This is a genomic window from Streptomyces sp. NPDC046465 (assembly GCF_040646035.1).
Taxonomy (GTDB): Bacteria; Actinomycetota; Actinomycetes; order Streptomycetales; family Streptomycetaceae; genus Streptomyces.
In genome coordinates this window covers 1-18413 of the sequence record NZ_JBEYZK010000027.1, presented here as the reverse complement: position 1 = coordinate 18413, position 18413 = coordinate 1, and the positions used below count along the sequence as shown (strand labels likewise).

Sequence of the window (18413 nt, the reverse complement as noted above, 5' to 3'; positions counted from 1 at the left end):
CGTGACCTGGCCGGTTGCGACAGCCGCCTGTCGGGACGCAGGAGAACACCGTACGTATGGTGGCGAGAGCACCGAAGACGAGGAGCGTGACATGACCGCCGAAGCGACGCCCTCCGCCCTGCGCGGACTCGACGCCATCAAGGACGACCTGGCCGGGCTCTACCGCGATCTGCACGCCCACCCGGAGCTGTCCTTCGAGGAGCACCGCACCGCCGCCGAGCTCGCCCGCCGCGCCGCCTCGTACGGATACGAGGTGACGACCGGCGTCGGCCGTACCGGCGTGGTCGCCGTCCTCGACAACGGGGCGGGGCCCACCGTGCTGCTGCGCGCCGACATGGACGCGCTTCCGGTGACCGAGCGCACCGGCCTGCCGTACGCGTCCGGCACCGACGGCGTGATGCACGCCTGCGGCCACGACATGCATGTCACGTGCCTGCTCGGCGCGTTGCGGCTGCTCGCGGACGCCCGCGCCGACTGGTCGGGCCGGATCGTCGCGGTGTTCCAGCCCGCCGAGGAGGCCGGGCAGGGTGCGCGGGAGATGGTCGACGACCGTTTCTACGAGCGGTTCGGCACGCCCGACGTCGTGCTCGGCCAGCATGTCGCGCCGCTGCCCGCGGGCGTGATCGGCGCCCACGCGGGGCCCGCGTTCGCGGCCACCGACGCCTGGCGGGTGCGGCTGTTCGGCAAGGGCGGGCACGCCTCGCGGCCGGAGACCTCGACCGACCCCGTGGTAATGGCGGCGGCCACCGTGATGCGGCTCCAGACGGTCGTGTCCCGTGAGATCGCGGGCGGGGAGACCGCCGTGGTCACCGTCGGCTCGATGCGGGCGGGCACGAAGCACAACATCATTCCCGACGAGGCCGAACTGCAGCTCAACATCCGTACGTACACGCCCGAGGTCCGCGCGCGGGTCCTCGCGGCCGTCGAGCGGATCGTCAAGGGCGAGGCGGTCGCGGCCGGAGCGGAGAAGGAGCCGGAGATCACGGCGATCGACACGTTCCCCGTCGTCACGAACGACGCGGACGCCGTCGGCCGGACGATGGCGGCCATCGGCGCCGTCATCGGTCAGGAGCGGGTCATCGACCCGGGCCAGGTGACCGGCAGTGAGGACGTCGGCGTCTTCGCCACCGCGGCCGAGCGTGAAGTTCCGCTCTGCTACTGGCTGTTCGGTGGCGCCGACCCGGCCGAGGTGGCCGCCGCGCAGCGGGCGGGGACCTTCGAGCGGGACATTCCCTCGAACCACTCGCCGTTCTTCGCGCCGCTGGTGGAGCCGACGATCAGCACGGGGGTGACGGCTCTGACGGCGGGGGCGCTGGCCTGGCTGGACGGCGGCCGGACGTCGGAGTGACGACCGGCCACCGCGGGGGGCGAGGAGGTCAGCCCTCGCTCTTCGGACCGCCCTCGTCCTCCAGGTCGCCCTCGGTCTCCAGGTAGGCCTGGCGCAGCGCTTCGAGCACCGCCTGGTCCGGCTTGGCCCACATGCCGCGCGACTCCGCCTCCAGGAGGCGTTCCGCGATGCCGTGCAGGGCCCAGGGGTTGGCCTCCTGGAGGAACTGACGGTTCGTCGGGTCCAGGACGTACGTCTCCGTGAGCTTGTCGTACATCCAGTCGGCGACGACGCCCGTCGTGGCGTCGTACCCGAACAAGTAGTCCACGGTGGCGGCGAGTTCGAAGGCGCCCTTGTAGCCGTGGCGGCGCATCGCCTCGATCCACTTGGGGTTGACCACGCGGGCGCGGAACACCCGCGAGGTCTCCTCCACCAGCGTGCGCGTGCGGACCGTCTCGGGGCGGGTCGAGTCGCCGATGTAGGCCTCGGGCGCCGTGCCCCGCAGGGCGCGGACCGTCGCCACCATGCCGCCGTGGTACTGGAAGTAGTCGTCCGAGTCCGCGATGTCGTGCTCGCGGGTGTCCGTGTTCTTCGCGGCGACCGCGATGCGCTTGTACGCGGTCTCCATCTCGGCGCGGGCCGGGCGGCCTTCGAGGCCGCGGCCGTACGCGTACCCGCCCCACACCGTGTAGACCTCGGCGAGGTCCGCGTCCGTGCGCCAGTCGCGGGAGTCGATGAGCTGGAGCAGGCCAGCGCCGTACGTGCCGGGGCGCGAGCCGAAGATGCGGGTGGTGGCCCGGCGCTCGTCGCCGTGCTCGGCGAGGTCGGCCTGGGCGTGGGCGCGCACGTAGTTGCGGTCGGCGGGCTCGTCGAGGGAGGCGGCGAGCCGTACCGCGTCGTCGAGCAGGCCGATGGTGTGCGGGAACGCGTCGCGGAAGAAGCCCGAGATGCGCAGCGTCACGTCGATGCGCGGGCGGCCCAACTCCTCGTAAGGGATGGCCTCCAGGCCCGTCACGCGGCGCGAGGCGTCGTCCCAGACCGGGCGGACGCCGAGCAGCGCCATCGCTTCCGCGACGTCGTCGCCCGCGGTGCGCATCGCGCTGGTGCCCCAGAGGGACAGGCCCACGGAGGTGGGGTACTCGCCGTTGTCCGTCCGGTACCGCTCGACGAGCGAGTCGGCCAGGGCCTGGCCCGTCTCCCACGCGAGGCGCGACGGGACGGCCTTCGGGTCGACCGAGTAGAAGTTGCGGCCGGTCGGCAGGACGTTGACCAGGCCGCGCAGCGGGGACCCTGACGGGCCCGCGGGGACGAAGCCGCCGTTCAGGGCGTGCACCGCGTGGTCGAGCTCGGCAGTGGTGCCCGCGAGGCGCGGGACGACCTCGCGCGCCGCGAACTCCAGGACGGCGGCGACCTCTTCACCCTGGTCGCGCGGGATCGCCGCGAGGTCCCAGTCCGCGTCGTCCATCGCTTGGACCAGCGCGCGGGCCTTGTCCTCGGCCTCGTCGGCGCTGACGCGCGTCGCCGCCGACTCGTCGAGACCGAGGGCCTCGCGCAGGCCCGGCAGCGCGGTCGTGCCGCCCCAGATCTGGCGGGCCCGCAGGATCGCCAGGACGAGGTTGACGCGGTCGCCCGCCGCCGGGGCGCTGCCCAGCACGTGCAGACCGTCGCGGATCTGCATGTCCTTGATCTCGCAGAGCCAGCCGTCGACGTGCAGCAGGAAGTCGTCGAAGCCGTCGTCGTCCGGGCGGTGCTGCAGGCCCAGGTCGTGGTCGAGCTTCGCGGCCTGGATGAGCGTCCAGATCTGCGCGCGGATCGCGGGCAGCTTCGCCGGGTCCATGGAGCTGATCTGGGCGTACTCGTCGAGGAGCTGTTCCAGGCGCGCGATGTCGCCGTAGGAGTCGGCGCGCGCCATCGGCGGCACCAGGTGGTCGATGAGCGTGGCGTGCACGCGGCGCTTGGCCTGGGTGCCCTCGCCCGGGTCGTTGACCAGGAAGGGGTAGATCAGCGGCAGGTCGCCGAGCGCGGCGTCCGGGCCGCAGGCCGCGGAGAGGCCCGCGTTCTTGCCGGGCAGCCACTCCAGGTTGCCGTGCTTGCCGAGGTGGATCATCGCGTCGGCGCCGAAGCCGCCGTCCGCCGCGGGCGCCGCGATCCAGCGGTACGCCGCCAGGTAGTGGTGCGACGGCGGCAGGTCGGGGTCGTGGTAGATCGCGATGGGGTTCTCGCCGAAGCCGCGCGGCGGCTGGATGAGGATGAGGAGGTTCTCGCGGCGCAGGGCGGCGAGGACGATGTCGCCCTCCGGGTCGCCGCCGTTGCCCACGCGGGACTTGTCCAGGAACATCTCGCCGGGCGGCGGGCCCCAGTGCCCCTCGACCGACGCGCGCAGCTCCGCGGGGAGCGTCGCGTACCAGCGCTTGTAGTCGGCGGCCGGGATGCGCACCGGGTTGGCGGCGAGCTGCTCCTCGGTCAGCCACTCCTGGTCGTGGCCGCCCGCGTCGATGAGCGCGCGGATCAGCTCGTCGCCGTCACCGGAGACCAGACCGGGGAGGTCGGCCTCGGGGCCGAACTCGTACCCCTCGGCGCGCAGCCGCCGCAGGAGCGCGACGGCGGAGGCGGGGGTGTCGAGGCCGACCGCGTTGCCGATGCGGGAGTGCTTCGTCGGGTAGGCGGAGAGGACCAGGGCGAGGCGCTTGTCGGCGGCCGGGATGTGCCTGAGCCGCGCGTGGCGTACGGCGATCCCGGCGACGCGGGCCGCGCGCTCGGCGTCGGCCACGTAGGCGGGCAGACCGTCCTCGTCGATCTCCTTGAAGGAGAAGGGGACCGTGATGAGGCGCCCGTCGAACTCCGGCACCGCGATCTGGCTCGCGGCGTCGAGCGGCGAGACGCCCTCGTCGTTCTCCTCCCAGGCCGAGCGCGATCCGGTCAGGCACAGGGCCTGCAGGATCGGCACGTCGAGGGAGGTCAGCGCGCCCGCGTCCCACGACTCGTCGTCGCCGCCCGCGGAGGCCTCGGCGGGCTTGGTGCCACCGGCCGCGAGCACGGTCGTCACGATGGTGTCGGCGGCGCGGAGCGCGTCGATCAGCTCCGGCTCGGGTGCGCGCAGCGAGGCCACGTACAGCGGCAGGGGCCGGGCGCCGGCGTCCTCGATCGCGCCGCACAGCGCGTCCACGAAGGCGGTGTTGCCGCTCATGTGGTGGGCCCGGTAGTAGAGCACCGCCACGGTCGGGCCGTCGATGTCGCGCGCGGTGCGCTCAAGCGGGCCCCAGGACGGGGCGGGCGCGGGCGGCTCGAAGCCGTGGCCGGTGAGCAGCACGGTGTCGGAGAGGAAGCGGGCCAGCTGCTCCAGGTTGGCGGGGCCGCCGTGCGCGAGATAGGCGTGTGCCTCGGCGGCGATGCCGATCGGCACGGTCGAGGAGGCCATCAGCTGGGCGTCGGGCGCCTGTTCGCCGGTGAGTACGACGACCGGGAGGCCGGTGGCGGTGAGCTGGTCGAGGCCGTCCTGCCAGGCACGGACACCGCCGAGGAGGCGTACGACGACGAGGTCGACGCCGTCGAGCAGGGCGGGCAGCCCGTCGAGGTCGAGGCGGGAGGGGTTGGCGAACCGGTAGTCGACGGGGCCCCCCGCCGCGCGGGCGCTGAGCAGGTCGGTGTCGGAGGTCGACAACAGCAGAAGCATGCGGGCGCAGGCCTTCCTCGGGGTGTCCGCGCCCCGGGTGGTCGTATGGACGGCAGGAGTTCCTGGCTCACCCGGAGGCCGGGTTCACAGTGGCGGGACCGCGCCGGATTCGCACCGGGCTTCCTCCCTCGGGTCCTGGTGGACCCACGCCGTCGCTGGCGTCGACGGACTCGGTGGGAATCCGCCGCCTGCATAGTAAGTCCTGCCCGCCGCGTATGGGGCGGCCACCTGCCAGGACGGCCCGTCTCGGGAGGCGACCGGCCGGATGCGCGTGGGTATGCTCGCCGCCATGCCGCCCACCCGAGCCGCTTCCCCAGACCAGGGCGAATCCCTCATACGTGACCGGGGCGACGCCTGCCCCGGCGCCCTTCGCCTGCACCTCGCCGACGACGGCAGGCTCGCCCGACTCCGGCTGCCCGGCGGGCTGCTGACGTCCCGTCAGGCCGACGTGCTCGGCACCGCGGCGGAGCGTCTTGCCGACGGGAACCTCAGCATCACCTCGCGCGGCAACATCGAGCTGCGCGGCCTCGGCGACGCGTGCGGCGGCGAACTCTCCCGGCTGCTCGCCGACGCGGGCCTGCTGCCCTCCGAACGGCACGAGCGCGTGCGGAACGTCCTCGCGTCCCCGCTCGCGGGAACCGACGGACTCGGCCACGCCGACGTGCAGTTGTGGGTCCGCGAGCTGGACGGACTCCTCTGCGCGCAGGAGTGGACGACGGCGCTATCCGGCCGCTTCCTCTTCGCCCTGGACGACGGGCGCGGAGACCTGGCCGGGATCGGCGCGGATGTGACCTTGATCGCAGAATCGGGCGGGACGGCGGTCGTACGGGTCGGGGGCCCGGCCTTCCGGGTCGCCGCCGCCGACGCCCCGCGCGCCGCCCTCGCCGCCGCGGGCGCCTTCCTCGACGCCGTGCGCGCGGCGGGCAACGGAGCCTGGCGGGTCGCGGAGCTGCCTGCGGGGCAGTCGGTGGACCTGGCCGGAGCGCTGGAGCGGGCGGACGTCGCGGCAGAGCGGGCTGGGCTTGCAGAGCGGGCTGAGGTTACAGGACGGGCTGGGCTTGCAGAGCGGGCTGGGCTTGCAGGACGGGCTGGGCTTGCAGGACGGGCTGAGGTTGCAGAGCGGGCTGAGGTTGCAGGACGGGCTGAGCTCGCAGGACGGGTCGAGGTTGCAGGACGGGCTGAGCGGGCCGAGACCTGGGGGGCGGCCCGCAGCGCCCCGCCCGTCCCCGGCGCCGACGGGCACGCGGTCGCGGTGAACGCCCGCCTCGGCCGGGTGAGCGCCGCCCAGTGGCGAGCCCTGCTCCCGCTGCCCGCCGACGAACTGCGGGTGACCCCGTGGCGCGGCTTCGTGCTCCCCGGCTTCCCCGACGCCGCCGCGGCCCGGGAACGCCTTGCCGTGCTGGCCGACGCCGGATACGTCACCACCCCCGACTCTCCCTGGCTGGGCGTCGGCGCCTGCACCGGCCGCCCCGGCTGTGCCAAGTCCCTCGCCGACGTGCGCGCGGACGTGGTGCCGGGCCCCGGCGGGCTGCCCGTCCACTGGTCCGGCTGCGAACGGCGGTGCGGGCACCCGCGCGGCGACTGGGTCGACGTCCTCGCCACCGGCGACGGGCGGTACGAGGTGACGGTGCGCACCCCCGGCGACGAGCGGGCGCCCGTGACCGGCGGCACCCTGACCGAGCAGGTCACCAGGGCACGTACGACCAAGACGACAACCACGGCCACGAGATGAGCGAGAGCACAGTGTTCGACTACGAGAAGGACGGCGCGGCCATCTACCGCGAGTCCTTTGCCACCATCCGCGCGGAGGCGGACCTCCACGGCCTGCCCGCCGACGTCAGCCAGGTCGCGGTCCGGATGATCCACGCCTGCGGCATGGTCGACCTCGTGAAGGATCTCGCCTTCAGCCCGCGGGTGATCGCCGACGCCCGCAAGGCGCTGCGCGACGGCGCGCCGATCCTCTGCGACGCGAACATGGTCGCGAGCGGCGTCACGCGCAAGCGGCTGCCCGCCGACAACGACGTGATCTGCACGCTCGCCGACCCGTCCGTACCGGACCTCGCGGCTCAGCTCGGCACCACCCGCAGCGCCGCCGCCCTCGAACTGTGGCGCGACCGCCTCGAAGGCTCCGTCGTCGCCATCGGCAACGCGCCCACCGCGCTCTTCCGCCTCCTGGAGATGATCGAGGAGGGCGCGCCGCGCCCGGCCGCCGTCCTCGGCATCCCGGTCGGCTTCGTGGGCGCCGCCGAGTCCAAGGACGCGCTGGCCGCACACCACTCCGGTCTGGAGTACCTGGTCGTACGGGGGCGTCGCGGCGGCAGCGCGATGGCCGCGGCGGCGATCAACGCGATTGCGAGCGAGGCGGAGTGAACACCGAGACCACCCAGGGGACAGTGAAACCCGAGACCACCCACGGGAAGCTGTACGGGGTCGGCCTCGGCCCCGGCGACCCGTCGCTGATGACCCTGCGCGCCGTCGAGGTGATCGCGGCGGCCGACGTCGTCGCCTATCACTCGGCGCGGCACGGCCGGTCCATCGCCCGCTCGATCGCCGCCGCGCACCTGCGCGCCGACCACATCGAGGAGGCGCTGGTCTACCCCGTCACCACGGAGAACACCGACCACCCCGGCGGCTACCGGGGTGCCCTCGACGACTTCTACGAGGAGGCCGCGGCCCGCCTCGCCGTCCACCTCGACGCGGGCCGCACGGTCGCCGTCCTCGCCGAGGGCGACCCGCTCTTCTACGGCTCCTACCAGCACATGCACAAGCGCCTCGCGCACCGCTACCCGACCGAGGTGATTCCCGGCGTCACCTCGGTGAGCGCCGCCGCGGCCCGCCTCGGGGAGCCGCTGGTGGAGGCCGAGGAGGTCCTCACGGTGCTGCCCGGCACGCTCCCGGAGGAGGAGCTCGCCGCGCGCCTCGCGGCGACGGACTCGGCGGTCGTCATGAAGCTGGGCCGCACGTTCTCCAAGGTGCGCGGCGCCCTGGAGAGCGCGGGCCGCCTCGACGAGGCCCGGTATGTCGAGCGGGCCACCATGGCAGGGGAGCGCACCGGCAGGCTGGCCGACGTGGATCCGGAGTCGGTGCCGTACTTCTCCGTGGCGGTGCTGCCGAGCCGGGTGGCGCCGCTGACCGGCGGCCCCGCGCCCGAGCCGGTGGCACAGACCGCGGAGCGCGGCGAGGTCGTCGTGGTCGGCACCGGTCCCGCGGGCCCGCTGTGGCTCACCCCCGAGTCGCGCGGCGCGCTCGCCGCCGCCGACGACCTGGTCGGCTACACCACGTACGTCGACCGGGTGCCGCACCGCCCCGGACAGCGGCGGCACGGCTCCGACAACCGGGTGGAGTCCGAACGCGCCGAGTTCGCGCTTGAGCTGGCGCGGCGCGGGCGTCGGGTGGCCGTCGTGTCGGGCGGCGACCCGGGCGTCTTCGCGATGGCCACGGCGGTCCTGGAGGCGGCCTCGCAGGACGCGTACGCGGACGTTCCGGTCCGGGTGCTGCCCGGTGTGACGGCCGCGAACGCGGCGGCGGCCCTGGCGGGGGCCCCGCTCGGCCACGACTACGCGACGATCTCCCTCTCCGACCGGCTCAAGCCCTGGGAGGTCATCGCGGAGCGGCTCGCGGCGGCCGCCGCCGCGGATCTCGTCCTCGCGCTCTACAACCCGGGCTCGCGCAGCCGCACCTGGCAGGTGGGCAAGGCGCGGGAGCTGCTCCTCGAGCATCGGACCCCCGACACCCCGGTCGTGCTCGGCCGGGACGTCGGAGGTCCCGAGGAGAGCGTGCGGATCGTACGCCTCGGTGACCTCGACCCGGCCGACGTCGACATGCGCACGCTCCTGATCGTCGGCTCCTCCCAGACCCAGTGGGTCAGGCGCCGCGGGGGCAAGGAACAGATCGTATGGACACCGCGGCGGTATCCCGAGGGGTGACACCCGCTCGGGTGTCGCCCGCGGGTGCGTGGTGGCTGGTCGCGCGGTTCCCCGCGCCCCTTACGGGGCGCGGACCCGTGCTTTCAGGGGCGCGGGGAACCGCGCGATCAACCACGACGCGCCCGTACCCGACCACGCACCCAGGCAACCGCTTCCTCCGGCGTGGCGACGCCGGTGACCCCCTCCGGCCGGGCGGGCCGCCGAACGACCACGACGGGAACCCCCGCCTCGCGCGCGGCGACAAGCTTCGGTGCTGTCGCCGCGCCGCCGCTGTCCTTCGTCACCACGACGTCGATGCGGTGCGTACGGAGCAGCTCACGTTCCCCGTCGAGGGTGAACGGCCCCCGGTCGAGGAGGACCTCCATGCGGGCCGGGTACGGCGGCTCGGGGGCGTCGACGGAACGTACGAGGAACCACAGGGCGGCCAGGTCGGCCCGGTCGGGGCCCGCGAACGCGGCGAGCCCGAGGCGGCCCGTGGTGAGGAAGACCCGCTCGCCGAGCGCGGGCAGCGCCCGGGCCGCCTCGGCCAGGGAGCCGACCGGGTGCCAGTCGTCCCCCGCACCCGCGACCCAGCCGGGGCGGCGCAGGGCGAGCAGGGGAACATGGGCGGTGGCGGCGGCCTTCGCCGCGTTGAACGAGATCGTCCCGGCGAAAGGATGGGTGGCGTCGATGAGCGCGTCCACGTGGTGCTCGGCCAGCCACGCCGCGAGCCCCTCGGCCCCGCCGAAGCCGCCGACGCGGACCTCGCCGGGCGGCAGCCGGGGCGCGGCGACCCGGCCCGCCAGGGAACTGGTCACCCGCAGTGACTCGTCGCCCGCGAGGAGCCCCGCCAGACGGCGGCCCTCGGTCGTTCCTCCCAGAATCAGTACGTGCACGGAGTTCGGTTTCCTTCATGAGTGAGGCAAAGGGCGGACGCGGCGCCCAACTCAAGCACACCGGTCTGCGGCCCGGCTGGACGACCGGAGCCTGTGCGACCGCGGCCACCACGGCCGCGTACACGGCCCTGCTCACCGGCGACTTCCCCGACCCGGTGACCATCACGCTGCCCAAGGGCCAGACGCCCGCCTTCGCGCTTGCCGCCGAGGAGCTCGGCGCCACCCACGCCATGGCGGGCATCGTCAAGGACGCGGGCGACGACCCGGACGTCACGCACGGCGCGCTGGTGCGGTCCACGGTGCGGCGGCTGCCCGCCGGTGCGGGCGTCGTCTTCCGGGCGGGCCCCGGCGTGGGCACCGTCACCCGTCCCGGGCTGCCCCTCGACGTCGGAGAGCCCGCCGTCAACCCGGTGCCGCGGCAGCTGATGCGGGACCACGTGGCGCTGGTGGCCGAGCGCGCCGGGGTCACGGCGGACGTCGAGATCACGATCTCCGTCGACCACGGCGAGGAGATCGCCCGGTCCACCTGGAACCCGCGCCTCGGCATCCTCGGCGGGCTCTCCATCCTCGGGACGACCGGCATCGTCGTCCCCTACTCCTGCTCGGCGTGGATCGACTCGATCCGGCGCGGCGTGGACGTGGCGCGGGCGGTGGGGCGCACGCATGTCGCCGGGTGCACGGGGTCGACGTCGGAGAAGACCGTCGTCGCCGAGTACGGGCTGCCGGAGGACGCTCTCCTCGACATGGGGGACTTCGCGGGCGCCGTCCTGAAGTACGTACGTCGTCACCCCGTCGACCGTCTCACCGTCTGCGGCGGCTTCGCCAAGCTGTCGAAGCTCGCGGCGGGCCACCTGGACCTGCACTCGGCCCGCTCCCAGGTCGACAAGGGCTTCCTCGCGGAGCTCGCCCGCCGCGGCGGCGCCTCGGCCGAGCTGGCCGGACAGGTCGCCGCCGCCAACACGGGCCTGGCCGCGCTGCAGTTGTGCGCCGCGGCCGACGTGCCGCTCGGCGACCTGGTGGCCGTGACGGCACGCGACGAGGCGCTCGCGGTGCTCCGGGGCGCTCCGGTCGCGGTGGACGTCATCTGCATCGACCGGGCGGGGACGGTGGTGGGCCGCAGCGGGGTCCGCGCCCCGTAGGGCCCCGCAAGGGATCGTCAGGGGCGCGGGGAACCGCGCGGCCAGCCACGGACGGGTCGCAGCCCGCGAACAGCCCTTGCGAGCGGAGTGGTCGTGCTCTGTCAGGGGACGGGGAGCTGGGTCAGGGGCGCGGGGAACTGCGCGGCCAGCCACGGACGACGGTCCCTGCAAGCGCCGCGTTCAGCAGGCGTGACGGTCCCGGTCCGCCGAGTACAGGTGGCTGTCGCGGAACTGTGAGGCGCCCAGCGTCCGCCCCACCATGATGACGGCGGTCCGTACGATCCCCGCCTCCTTGACCTGGCCCGCGATGGACTCCAGCGTGCCGCGCAGGATCACCTCGTCGGGGCGGCTCGCGAGGGCGACCACGGCCGTGGGGCAGTCGGCGCCGTAGTGGGGCAGGAGCTCGTCGACCACGCGGTCGACGTAGCCCGTGGCCAGGTGCAGGACGAGCAGGGCGCCGCTGCGGCCGAGCGTGGCCAGGTCCTCGCCCTCGGGCATGGCCGTCGCCCGCTGGGCGACGCGCGTGAGGATGACGGTCTGGCCGACGGTCGGCACGGTCAGCTCCCGCTTCAGCGCGGCCGCCGCGGCGGCGAACGCCGGGACGCCCGGCACCACTTCGTAGGGCACCCCGGCCGCGTCGAGCCGCCGCATCTGCTCGGCGACCGCACTGAACACGGACGGGTCGCCCGAGTGCAGACGCGCCACGTCGAGGCCCTGCTCGTGCGCGTGCACCAGCTTCTCGACGATCTGGTCCAGGTTGAGCTGGGCGGTGTCCACGAGCTGCGCCCCGTCCGGGCATTCGGCGAGCAGTTCGCGCGGCACCAGGCTGCCCGCGTACAGGCAGACCTGGCAGGCGGCGATCCGCCGCGCGCCGCGGACCGTGATCAGGTCGGCGGCGCCGGGACCCGCGCCGATGAAGTACACGGTCATCTCTGGTCAACTCCTGCTGTTCTGTGAGCTGTTCTGTGAGCTGTTCTGTTAGCTGTGCTGTGGCTTGGTGACGGACCATTGGGTGACCGGCATGGCCTGCCGCCAGCCGGTGAAGCCGCCGACGGGGACGGCCTGCGCGACCGCGAGCCGCACCAACTCGCCGCCGTGGCGCCGGTACCACTCGGTGAGCAGCGCCTCGGACTCCAGCGTGACGGTGTTGGCGACGAGGCGTCCGCCGGGCGGCAGCGCGGCCCACCCCGCGTCGAGGAGGCCGGGCGCGGTGAGGCCGCCGCCGATGAACACGGCGTCCGGCGTGGGGAGTCCGGTCAGCGCGGCGGGCGCGGCGCCGGTGACGACGCGCAGCGCGGGCACGCCGAGCCGCTCGGCGTTGCGGGTGATGCGTTCCGCGCGCACGGCGTTCTTCTCGACGGTGACGGCACGGCACGAGGGGTGCGCGCGCAGCCACTCCACGGCGATCGAGCCGGAGCCGCCGCCCACGTCCCAGAGGAGTTCGCCGGGGGCGGGCGCGAGCGCGGCGAGCGTGGCGGCGCGGACGTAGCGCTTGGTGAGCTGCCCGTCGTTCTCGTACGCGGCGTCGGGCAGCCCCGGCACGGCGCCGAGGCGCAGTGCGTCGGGCGCGCGCAGGCACTCGACGGCGACGACGTTCAGGGCGTCGCCGGGCGCGTGCGACCAGGTGTCGGCGGTGCCCTCGTACGACGACTCGGCCTCGCCGCCGAGCTGTTCGAGGACGCGCAGCCGGCTCGGGCCGAAGCCGCGCTCGCGCAGCAGGGCGGCGACCTCACCGGGCGAGGCCGCGTTCGCGCTGAGCACGAGGACGCGGCGCCCGTCGTGCAGCGCGGCGGCGAGCCGCGCGGCCGGGCGGCCGACGAGCGTGACGACCTCGATGTCCTCGACCGGCCAGCCGAGGCGCGCGCAGGCGAGGGAGACGGCGGACGGGTGCGGCAGCACGCGCAGCGCGGCGGCGCCCAGTTCCTCGGTCAGGGCCCGCCCGATCCCGTAGAACATCGGGTCGCCGCTGGCGAGTACGGCGATGCGGCGCCCCGCGTGGGCGGCGAGCAGGCCGGGCACGGCGGGCCGCAGCGGCGAGGGCCAGGCCACGCGCTCGCCCGTGCAGATGCCCGCGGGCAGCAGGTCGAGCTGGCGTGGGCCGCCGATCAGGACGTCGGCGTCGGAGAGGGCCGCGCGCGACGGCGCGGGGAGCCCGTCCCAGCCGTCGGCCCCGATGCCGACGACGGTGACGGCCGGTATGCCTGTGGCGGGTGCGGGGGTCACTGCTGGTACCTGACCTCGGGGTTCGGGAAGGGCTGCGCAGCCGCACTCTACTGGTGACCGGGCGGCGTACCCTTATTGCGAACCACTTGCAATAAGCCGTGCGGCCGTTCCGCGCGGCCCTCTGGGCAGAAAGGCCAAACCGCTATGGGCTCTCCGGTGGTGCTCGGCATCGAGTCGTCCTGCGACGAGACGGGCGCGGGCCTCGTCCGCGAGGGGCGGCTGCTCGGCCACGCGGTGGCGTCGAGCATGGACGAGCACGCCCGCTACGGCGGCGTCGTCCCGGAGATCGCCGCCCGCGCCCACGTCCACGCGTTCACCCCGGTGGTCCGCCGGGCGCTGGACGAGGCGGGCCTGCGGATGTCCGACATCGGCGCGGTCGCCGTGACCACGGGCCCCGGCCTCTCCGGCGCCCTCCAGGTCGGGCTCGCGGGCGCGAAGAGCCTCGCGTACGCCCTGGACGTCCCGCTGTACGGCGTGCACCACCTCGCCGGGCACGTCGCCGCCGACACCCTGGAGCACGGCCCGCTGCCCGACCCCTGCATGGTCCTGATCGTCTCGGGCGGCCACACCTCGCTCCTCCTCGTACGCGACCTGGCGCGCGACCCGATCGTCCACCTCGGGGACACCCTCGACGACGCCGCGGGAGAGTGCTTCGACAAGGTGGCGCGGGTCTTCGGGCTGCCCTACCCGGGCGGTCCGGCCATCGACCGGGCGGCGCGGCAGGGCGACCCGGCCGCCGTGTCCTTCCCGCGCCCGCTGACCGGGCCGCGCGACCTCCCGTACGCCTTCTCCTTCTCCGGCCTGAAGACGGCCGCCGCACGCTGGGCCGAGAGCCACGCCGGGCGGCCCCTGCCGGTCGCCGACGGCGCGGCCTCGCTCCAGGAGGCCGTGGCCGACGTGCTCACCCGCAAGGCGGTCGCGGCCTGCCGCGAGCACGGCGTCGGCACGCTGGTCGTGGTCGGCGGCGTCGCGGCGAACTCACGCGTGCGCGCCCTCGCCGAGGAGCGCTGCCGGGCGGCGGGCGTCACGCTGCGGGTCCCGCCGCTGCGCCTGTGCACCGACAACGGAGCGATGATCGCGGCGGTCGGCGACCTCCTGGTGCGCGCGGGCGCGCGGCCCGCGCCCCTGAACGTCTCCATCGACCCTTCGGCCCCGCTGGAGTTCGCCTCGCTCAACCCGGTCGGGCTGATGGGGCGGGCACGGGCGGCAGCCGCGTGACGACGAGGACGGCAGCCGCGTGACGCCGCGGGCGGCAGCCGCGTGACGACGAGGGCGCGCGACCGAGAGGGCGCCGCTCGCGCCGGTCAGAGGCGTCCCGACCGCCGCTCCCGCAGCAGCAGCCACGCCAGGTGGATCCCGCCCACGACCCCGGTGACCACGCCCACCGGCAGGATCGCCGAGCCCGAGATCCGCTGGGTGGCCCAGTCCGCGGTGGCCACCAGGGCCGCGCCGAGCCACGCGGCGGGCAGCACGTTCGGGCCGGGGAAGCGGGTGATGCGGCGGGCCAGTTGCGGCGCGGCCAGGGCCACGAACGGGATCGGCCCGGACGCGGCGACCGCCATCGCGGTCAGGCCCGTGCCCGCGGCAAGCAGCGTGAGGCGGGTGCGCTCGGGGTGGATGCCGAGCGCGGACGCGCTGTCGTCGCCCATCTCCAGGAGCGTGAGTCTGCGTACGTGCGCGAGGACCACCGGCACCAGGAGCACGAGGCCCACGGCCGCGATCCGTACGTCGCTCCAGCCGCGGCCGTTCAGCGAGCCGATCATCCACGTGGCGGCCTGCGCCGCCTTGCCGATCTCCGCGCGTACGTAGAGGTAGCTGGTCACCGAGCCGATCACCGCCGACACGCCGATCCCGACGAGCACGAGCCGGTAGCCGTGCACGCCCCGCTTCCAGGCGAGCAGGTAGACCGCCGCCGCGGTCGCGAAGCCGCCGCAGACCGCGTCGAGGGCCGTCTGCGGGGCGCCCGCGTCGAGCACGATGATCGCGACGAGCGCGCCCGCCGACGCGCCGCTGCCGAACCCGATGATGTCCGGGCTGCCCAGCGGGTTGCGCGAAAGGGACTGGAAGACCGCGCCCGCCATGCCCATCGCGAAGCCGACGAGCAGACCGTCGAGGGCACGCGGCAGCCGCAGGTCGACGACGACGAACTCCGCGCCCGGCGGCCCGTTCCCGGCCAGCAACCGGGGCCTGCCCGCCCCGACTCCGCCAGGCCGGAACCCGGGTCCACCCACCCCTCCGGCGACTTCCTGCCCGAACCCGCCCTCAGCCCCATCCTCCAGACCCTGGCCTCCCGCGTCTCCACCGCCACCGAGGACGAACTCCCCGTACTCCTTGAGGAGTTCTGGAGCGACGTCGAGTCGCGGGGCGGCACCCCGCTCGTCGAACCGCTCGACGGCGACCCCGGGCACCGTGCCGTCACGTTCCTGTGGCGCGGCCACCGGGCGACACGGCAGGTCCTGCTCCTCGCCAACCGCCTCGTCGACCGCGGCACGCTCGCCGACGCCCTGCTGACCGCGCTGCCCCGCACGGACGTCTGGTACCTCACCCTCCGGCTGCGCGCCGACCACCGCGGCACGTACCGCATGGCCGCCGACCTCTCGCCCGGTGACGTACCGACCGCCCCCGATGCCCAGCAGGTCCGGCTGCACGCCCTGTCGGGATACGCGGCCCACGACCCGCTCAACCCCCACCGGATCGGCGACCGTTGGAGCCGCCCGGACGGATCGGTCTTCGCGCTGCCCGACGCGCCCCCGCAACCGTGGACCGGACGGGGCGGCACCGTCCCGCGCGGTCGCGTCGAGCGGCACCGGCTGCCCGCGGGCGCGCTCGGCGCCGAGCGCGACGTCTGGGTCCACCTCCCGCCGGGCGGCCCGCGGCCCGACAGCCCCGTCCTCGTCCTGTGCGACGGAGACATGTGGTTCGGCCGACTCGCCCTCCAGGACACCCTGGACGCCCTCGTCGCCGACCGCGCCGTATCCCCGCCCGTCGTCCTCGCGCCCGACGCGGTCGACCTGCGCACCCGCTGGCAGGACCTCACCGCCCGCGACGTGTACGTGGCGTTCCTCGCCGACGAGGTGCTGCCCTGGGCGGCCGGACGCTGGCCGCTGACCACCGAGCAGGACCGCACCGTCGTCGCGGGCCAGAGCCTCGGCGGCCTCACCTCCTTGTACGCGGCCCTGCGCCGCCCCGACCGGTTCGGCGCGGTCATCGCCCAGTCCGCGTCCCTGTGGTGGCGGCCCGGACTGCCGCACGGCGTGCCGAAGTCGATGGCCGCGGAGGACACGCCGTGGCTCGTCGAACGCTTCGCCGACGAGACGCGCCACCCGCACCGGCGGGTCCACCCGCACCGGCGGGTCCACCCGCACTTGCGGGCCCACTCGCACCTGCGGGTCCACCTCGACGTCGGGCTCCACGAGGGCGCGATGGTCGACCACAGCCGCCTCCTGCACGCGACCCTGGCCGCGCGCGACCACACCGTGACCCGCACCGAGTACAACGGCGGTCACGACTACGCCTGTTGGCGCGGCGGACTCGCGGACGGCCTGGTGTCCCTGCTGACCCCCTGAGCCCCATCTCCCCGAGGAGTCGTACGCGCATGCCCCGCACCCTCACCAGCCGCACCCTCACCAGCCGCGCCGCCACCAGCCGCGCCGCCCACCGCATCACCGCCCCCACCGCTCCCACCGCCGCCGTCCTCTCCGGCGTTCTCCTCCTGGCAGGCTGCGGCGCCGGGGACGACAAGAACGACGCCGAGGGCGGCGCCAAGGGAAAGTCCGCGGACACCAGAACCGTCACCGACGCCGACGGCAAGTCCGTGCGAGTGCCCACGGACCCGAAGAAGGTCGTCACCCTCAGCGAACCCACCCTCGACGCCGCCCTCGCGCTCGGCGTCCAGCCGATCGGCGCCACCGCGGGCCGCGGCCAGCAGGGAATATCCACCTACCTCGCCGACAAGGCGGGCAAGGCCGAGGTCGTGGCGAGCGTCGCCGAACCCGACCTGGAGAAGCTCGCGGCCCTCCAGCCCGACCTGATCCTGCTCGACGAGACGGTCGGCGCCAAGCGCGTCGTCGACAAACTGAAGTTCATCGCGCCGACCGTCGTCACCGCGAAGCTCAACGAGGACTGGAAGAAGTCCTTCACCGCGACCGCGGACGCCCTCGGCAAGAAGACCCGGGCGGCGAGCGTGCTGAACGGCTTCGACGACGAAGTGGCGTCCGCCAGGAAGAAGTTGGGGGCCGATCAGCACGCCGTGACCAGCGTCGTCCGCTGGCAGAACGGTGCCGCGTCGGTCGTCGGCAAGGGCAGGGGGCACGTCGGTTCCACCCTGGCGGCGCTCGGCCTGCGACGTCCGGCGGACCAGCGGGGCGAGAGCGCGGGGCACAGCGAGCCCGTCAGTCTGGAGAAGCTCTCGACCATCGACGGCGATTGGCTGTTCTTCGGCGCGCTCGGCGACAGGGCGGCGGGCGAGAAGGCGTACGGGGAGGCCGAGAAGGTGGCGAACTTCACGAAGTTGAAGGCCGAGAAAAGGGGGCACGTGGTCGTCATCGAGGGCTCGGCGTGGAACAGTGCGGGCGGGCCCCTGGCGGCGCGCAGGGTCCTCGACGACGTGTCCGGAGCGCTCTCGAAGTGACCTGAGGACGCGACCTGGCAACGGTCCCGAAACCCTCCTCGCCGGCCGGTGTCGAGGGTGGCGTCCGTGTCGCTGTTGGGCTGAACGGGTGATTTGGCGTAAGAATTGCCCGGTGCAGAGAACAAGTACGAGCCAGGACGGGGTGGGCAAGTGAGTAGCAGTCAGCGCCACGACGTCACCGATGAACAGTGGGAAGGGCTCGCCCAGGTCGTACCGCTGCGCAGCCGCAACGAATGGCCTTCGTGGCCCGGGCACCGCGCGCTGCCCGACGCGGAGACCGAGACGCGACGCCGCTTCGTGGTGATGCGGGTCAACGTCTTCTCGGACGCCCGCGAGGTCGCCGAGACCGTGATGGCGCAGATCCCGGTCCTGCTCGACCTGACCGGTGCGGAGACCGAAGTGGCCAAGCGCGTCCTGGACTTCAGCAGCGGTGTGGTCCTCGGCCTCGGCTGCGGCATGCACCGGGTCGACAAGAACGTGTTCCTTCTCGCCCCGCCCGGCACGGAGGTGCAGGGTCTGGTGGACGCGGTCGCGCGGGGGTGGGGGGTGGCGGTGCTCGTGTGGGGGCGGGCGTAGGCAGGGGGGGTGGGGGGGGGGGCGGGGGGGGACCCCGGCCCGAC

13 protein-coding genes, 1 pseudogene and 1 riboswitch are annotated in these 18413 nt (G+C 74.4%); of the genes and pseudogenes, 9 read left to right on the top strand and 5 right to left on the bottom strand.

Annotated elements, in window-relative coordinates:
* Positions 1-91 precede the first annotated feature (91 nt).
* Complete coding sequence (locus ABZ953_RS32760) at positions 92-1348, top strand: amidohydrolase (RefSeq protein WP_361731698.1); 1257 nt, start codon at positions 92-94, stop codon at positions 1346-1348.
* A gap of 28 nt (positions 1349-1376) precedes the next feature.
* On the opposite strand, the gene cobN is transcribed toward ABZ953_RS32760, so the two are convergent.
* Positions 1377-5000 (bottom strand): cobaltochelatase subunit CobN, encoded by a 3624-nt coding sequence (cobN, locus tag ABZ953_RS32755; protein ID WP_361731695.1) that lies wholly within the window; start codon positions 4998-5000, stop codon positions 1377-1379.
* Positions 5001-5033: 33 nt separating this feature from the next.
* Positions 5034-5169, bottom strand: a riboswitch (cobalamin riboswitch).
* Between the two features lie 120 nt (positions 5170-5289).
* Between cobN and ABZ953_RS32750 the strand changes: the two genes are divergently transcribed.
* From ABZ953_RS32750 to ABZ953_RS32740, 3 genes are read left to right on the top strand one after another with little or no spacing between them, the layout of a single operon-like run.
* Positions 5290-6732, top strand: coding sequence for a cobalamin biosynthesis protein CobG (locus tag ABZ953_RS32750; RefSeq protein ID WP_361731692.1), 1443 nt, complete (start codon positions 5290-5292; stop codon positions 6730-6732).
* A gap of 11 nt (positions 6733-6743) precedes the next feature.
* A complete protein-coding gene (locus ABZ953_RS32745; RefSeq protein ID WP_361731903.1) occupies positions 6744-7370 on the top strand; it encodes a precorrin-8X methylmutase in 627 nt (208 codons plus the stop codon).
* Positions 7371-7393: 23 nt separating this feature from the next.
* Positions 7394-8926, top strand: coding sequence for a precorrin-2 C(20)-methyltransferase (locus tag ABZ953_RS32740; protein WP_361731689.1), 1533 nt, complete (start codon positions 7394-7396; stop codon positions 8924-8926).
* Positions 8927-9033: 107 nt separating this feature from the next.
* Here the strand turns inward: ABZ953_RS32740 and ABZ953_RS32735 are convergent, their stop codons facing one another.
* Positions 9034-9801 (bottom strand): cobalt-precorrin-6A reductase, encoded by a 768-nt coding sequence (locus ABZ953_RS32735; RefSeq protein WP_361731686.1) that lies wholly within the window; start codon positions 9799-9801, stop codon positions 9034-9036.
* Between the two features lie 17 nt (positions 9802-9818).
* Between ABZ953_RS32735 and ABZ953_RS32730 the strand changes: the two genes are divergently transcribed.
* Positions 9819-10940, top strand: a complete 1122-nt coding sequence (locus ABZ953_RS32730) for a cobalt-precorrin-5B (C(1))-methyltransferase (protein WP_361731684.1) — start codon at positions 9819-9821, stop codon at positions 10938-10940.
* A gap of 180 nt (positions 10941-11120) precedes the next feature.
* Here ABZ953_RS32730 and cobM read toward each other — a convergent pair whose 3' ends face one another.
* On the bottom strand, positions 11121-11870 hold the full coding sequence (gene cobM, locus ABZ953_RS32725) for a precorrin-4 C(11)-methyltransferase (RefSeq protein ID WP_361731681.1): 750 nt from the start codon (positions 11868-11870) through the stop codon (positions 11121-11123).
* A gap of 48 nt (positions 11871-11918) precedes the next feature.
* Positions 11919-13163: a precorrin-6y C5,15-methyltransferase (decarboxylating) subunit CbiE gene (gene cbiE / locus ABZ953_RS32720; protein ID WP_361731678.1), complete on the bottom strand. Its 1245-nt coding sequence runs from the start codon at positions 13161-13163 to the stop codon at positions 11919-11921.
* A gap of 144 nt (positions 13164-13307) precedes the next feature.
* Here cbiE and tsaD point away from each other — a divergent pair, with 144 nt between their 5' ends.
* Positions 13308-14381: a tRNA (adenosine(37)-N6)-threonylcarbamoyltransferase complex transferase subunit TsaD gene (gene tsaD, locus ABZ953_RS32715; protein ID WP_361731675.1), complete on the top strand. Its 1074-nt coding sequence runs from the start codon at positions 13308-13310 to the stop codon at positions 14379-14381.
* An 86-nt stretch (positions 14382-14467) separates the two neighbouring features.
* Here the strand turns inward: tsaD and ABZ953_RS32710 are convergent, their stop codons facing one another.
* On the bottom strand, positions 14468-15571 hold the full coding sequence (locus ABZ953_RS32710) for an iron chelate uptake ABC transporter family permease subunit (RefSeq protein WP_361731900.1): 1104 nt from the start codon (positions 15569-15571) through the stop codon (positions 14468-14470).
* Between ABZ953_RS32710 and fes the strand changes: the two are divergent.
* From fes to ABZ953_RS32695, 3 genes and pseudogenes are all read left to right on the top strand, one after another.
* A pseudogene (gene fes / locus ABZ953_RS32705) lies at positions 15539-16729 on the top strand (enterochelin esterase); the annotation flags it as partial. The gene ABZ953_RS32710 and the pseudogene fes overlap by 33 nt on opposite strands.
* 29 nt (positions 16730-16758) lie before the next feature.
* Entirely contained in the window at positions 16759-17793 is a 1035-nt protein-coding gene (locus ABZ953_RS32700; RefSeq protein ID WP_361731672.1) for an ABC transporter substrate-binding protein, read from the top strand.
* A gap of 150 nt (positions 17794-17943) precedes the next feature.
* The gene (locus tag ABZ953_RS32695) at positions 17944-18369 is read left to right on the top strand and encodes a cell division protein SepF (RefSeq protein ID WP_361731669.1); all 426 of its coding nucleotides are present in this window, start codon (positions 17944-17946) and stop codon (positions 18367-18369) included.
* Positions 18370-18413: the final 44 nt, after the last annotated feature.

Bases quoted from the DNA above. Each gene is read 5' to 3' on its own strand.
- ABZ953_RS32760 (WP_361731698.1), top strand. From the start codon at position 92: ATGACCGCCGAAGCGACGCCCTCCGCCCTGCGCGGACTCGACGCCATC.
- cobN (WP_361731695.1), bottom strand. From the start codon at position 5,000: ATGCTTCTGCTGTTGTCGACCTCCGACACCGACCTGCTCAGCGCCCGC.
- ABZ953_RS32750 (WP_361731692.1), top strand. From the start codon at position 5,290: ATGCCGCCCACCCGAGCCGCTTCCCCAGACCAGGGCGAATCCCTCATA.
- ABZ953_RS32730 (WP_361731684.1), top strand. From the start codon at position 9,819: ATGAGTGAGGCAAAGGGCGGACGCGGCGCCCAACTCAAGCACACCGGT.
- cobM (WP_361731681.1), bottom strand. From the start codon at position 11,870: ATGACCGTGTACTTCATCGGCGCGGGTCCCGGCGCCGCCGACCTGATC.
- tsaD (WP_361731675.1), top strand. From the start codon at position 13,308: ATGGGCTCTCCGGTGGTGCTCGGCATCGAGTCGTCCTGCGACGAGACG.
- ABZ953_RS32700 (WP_361731672.1), top strand. From the start codon at position 16,759: ATGCCCCGCACCCTCACCAGCCGCACCCTCACCAGCCGCGCCGCCACC.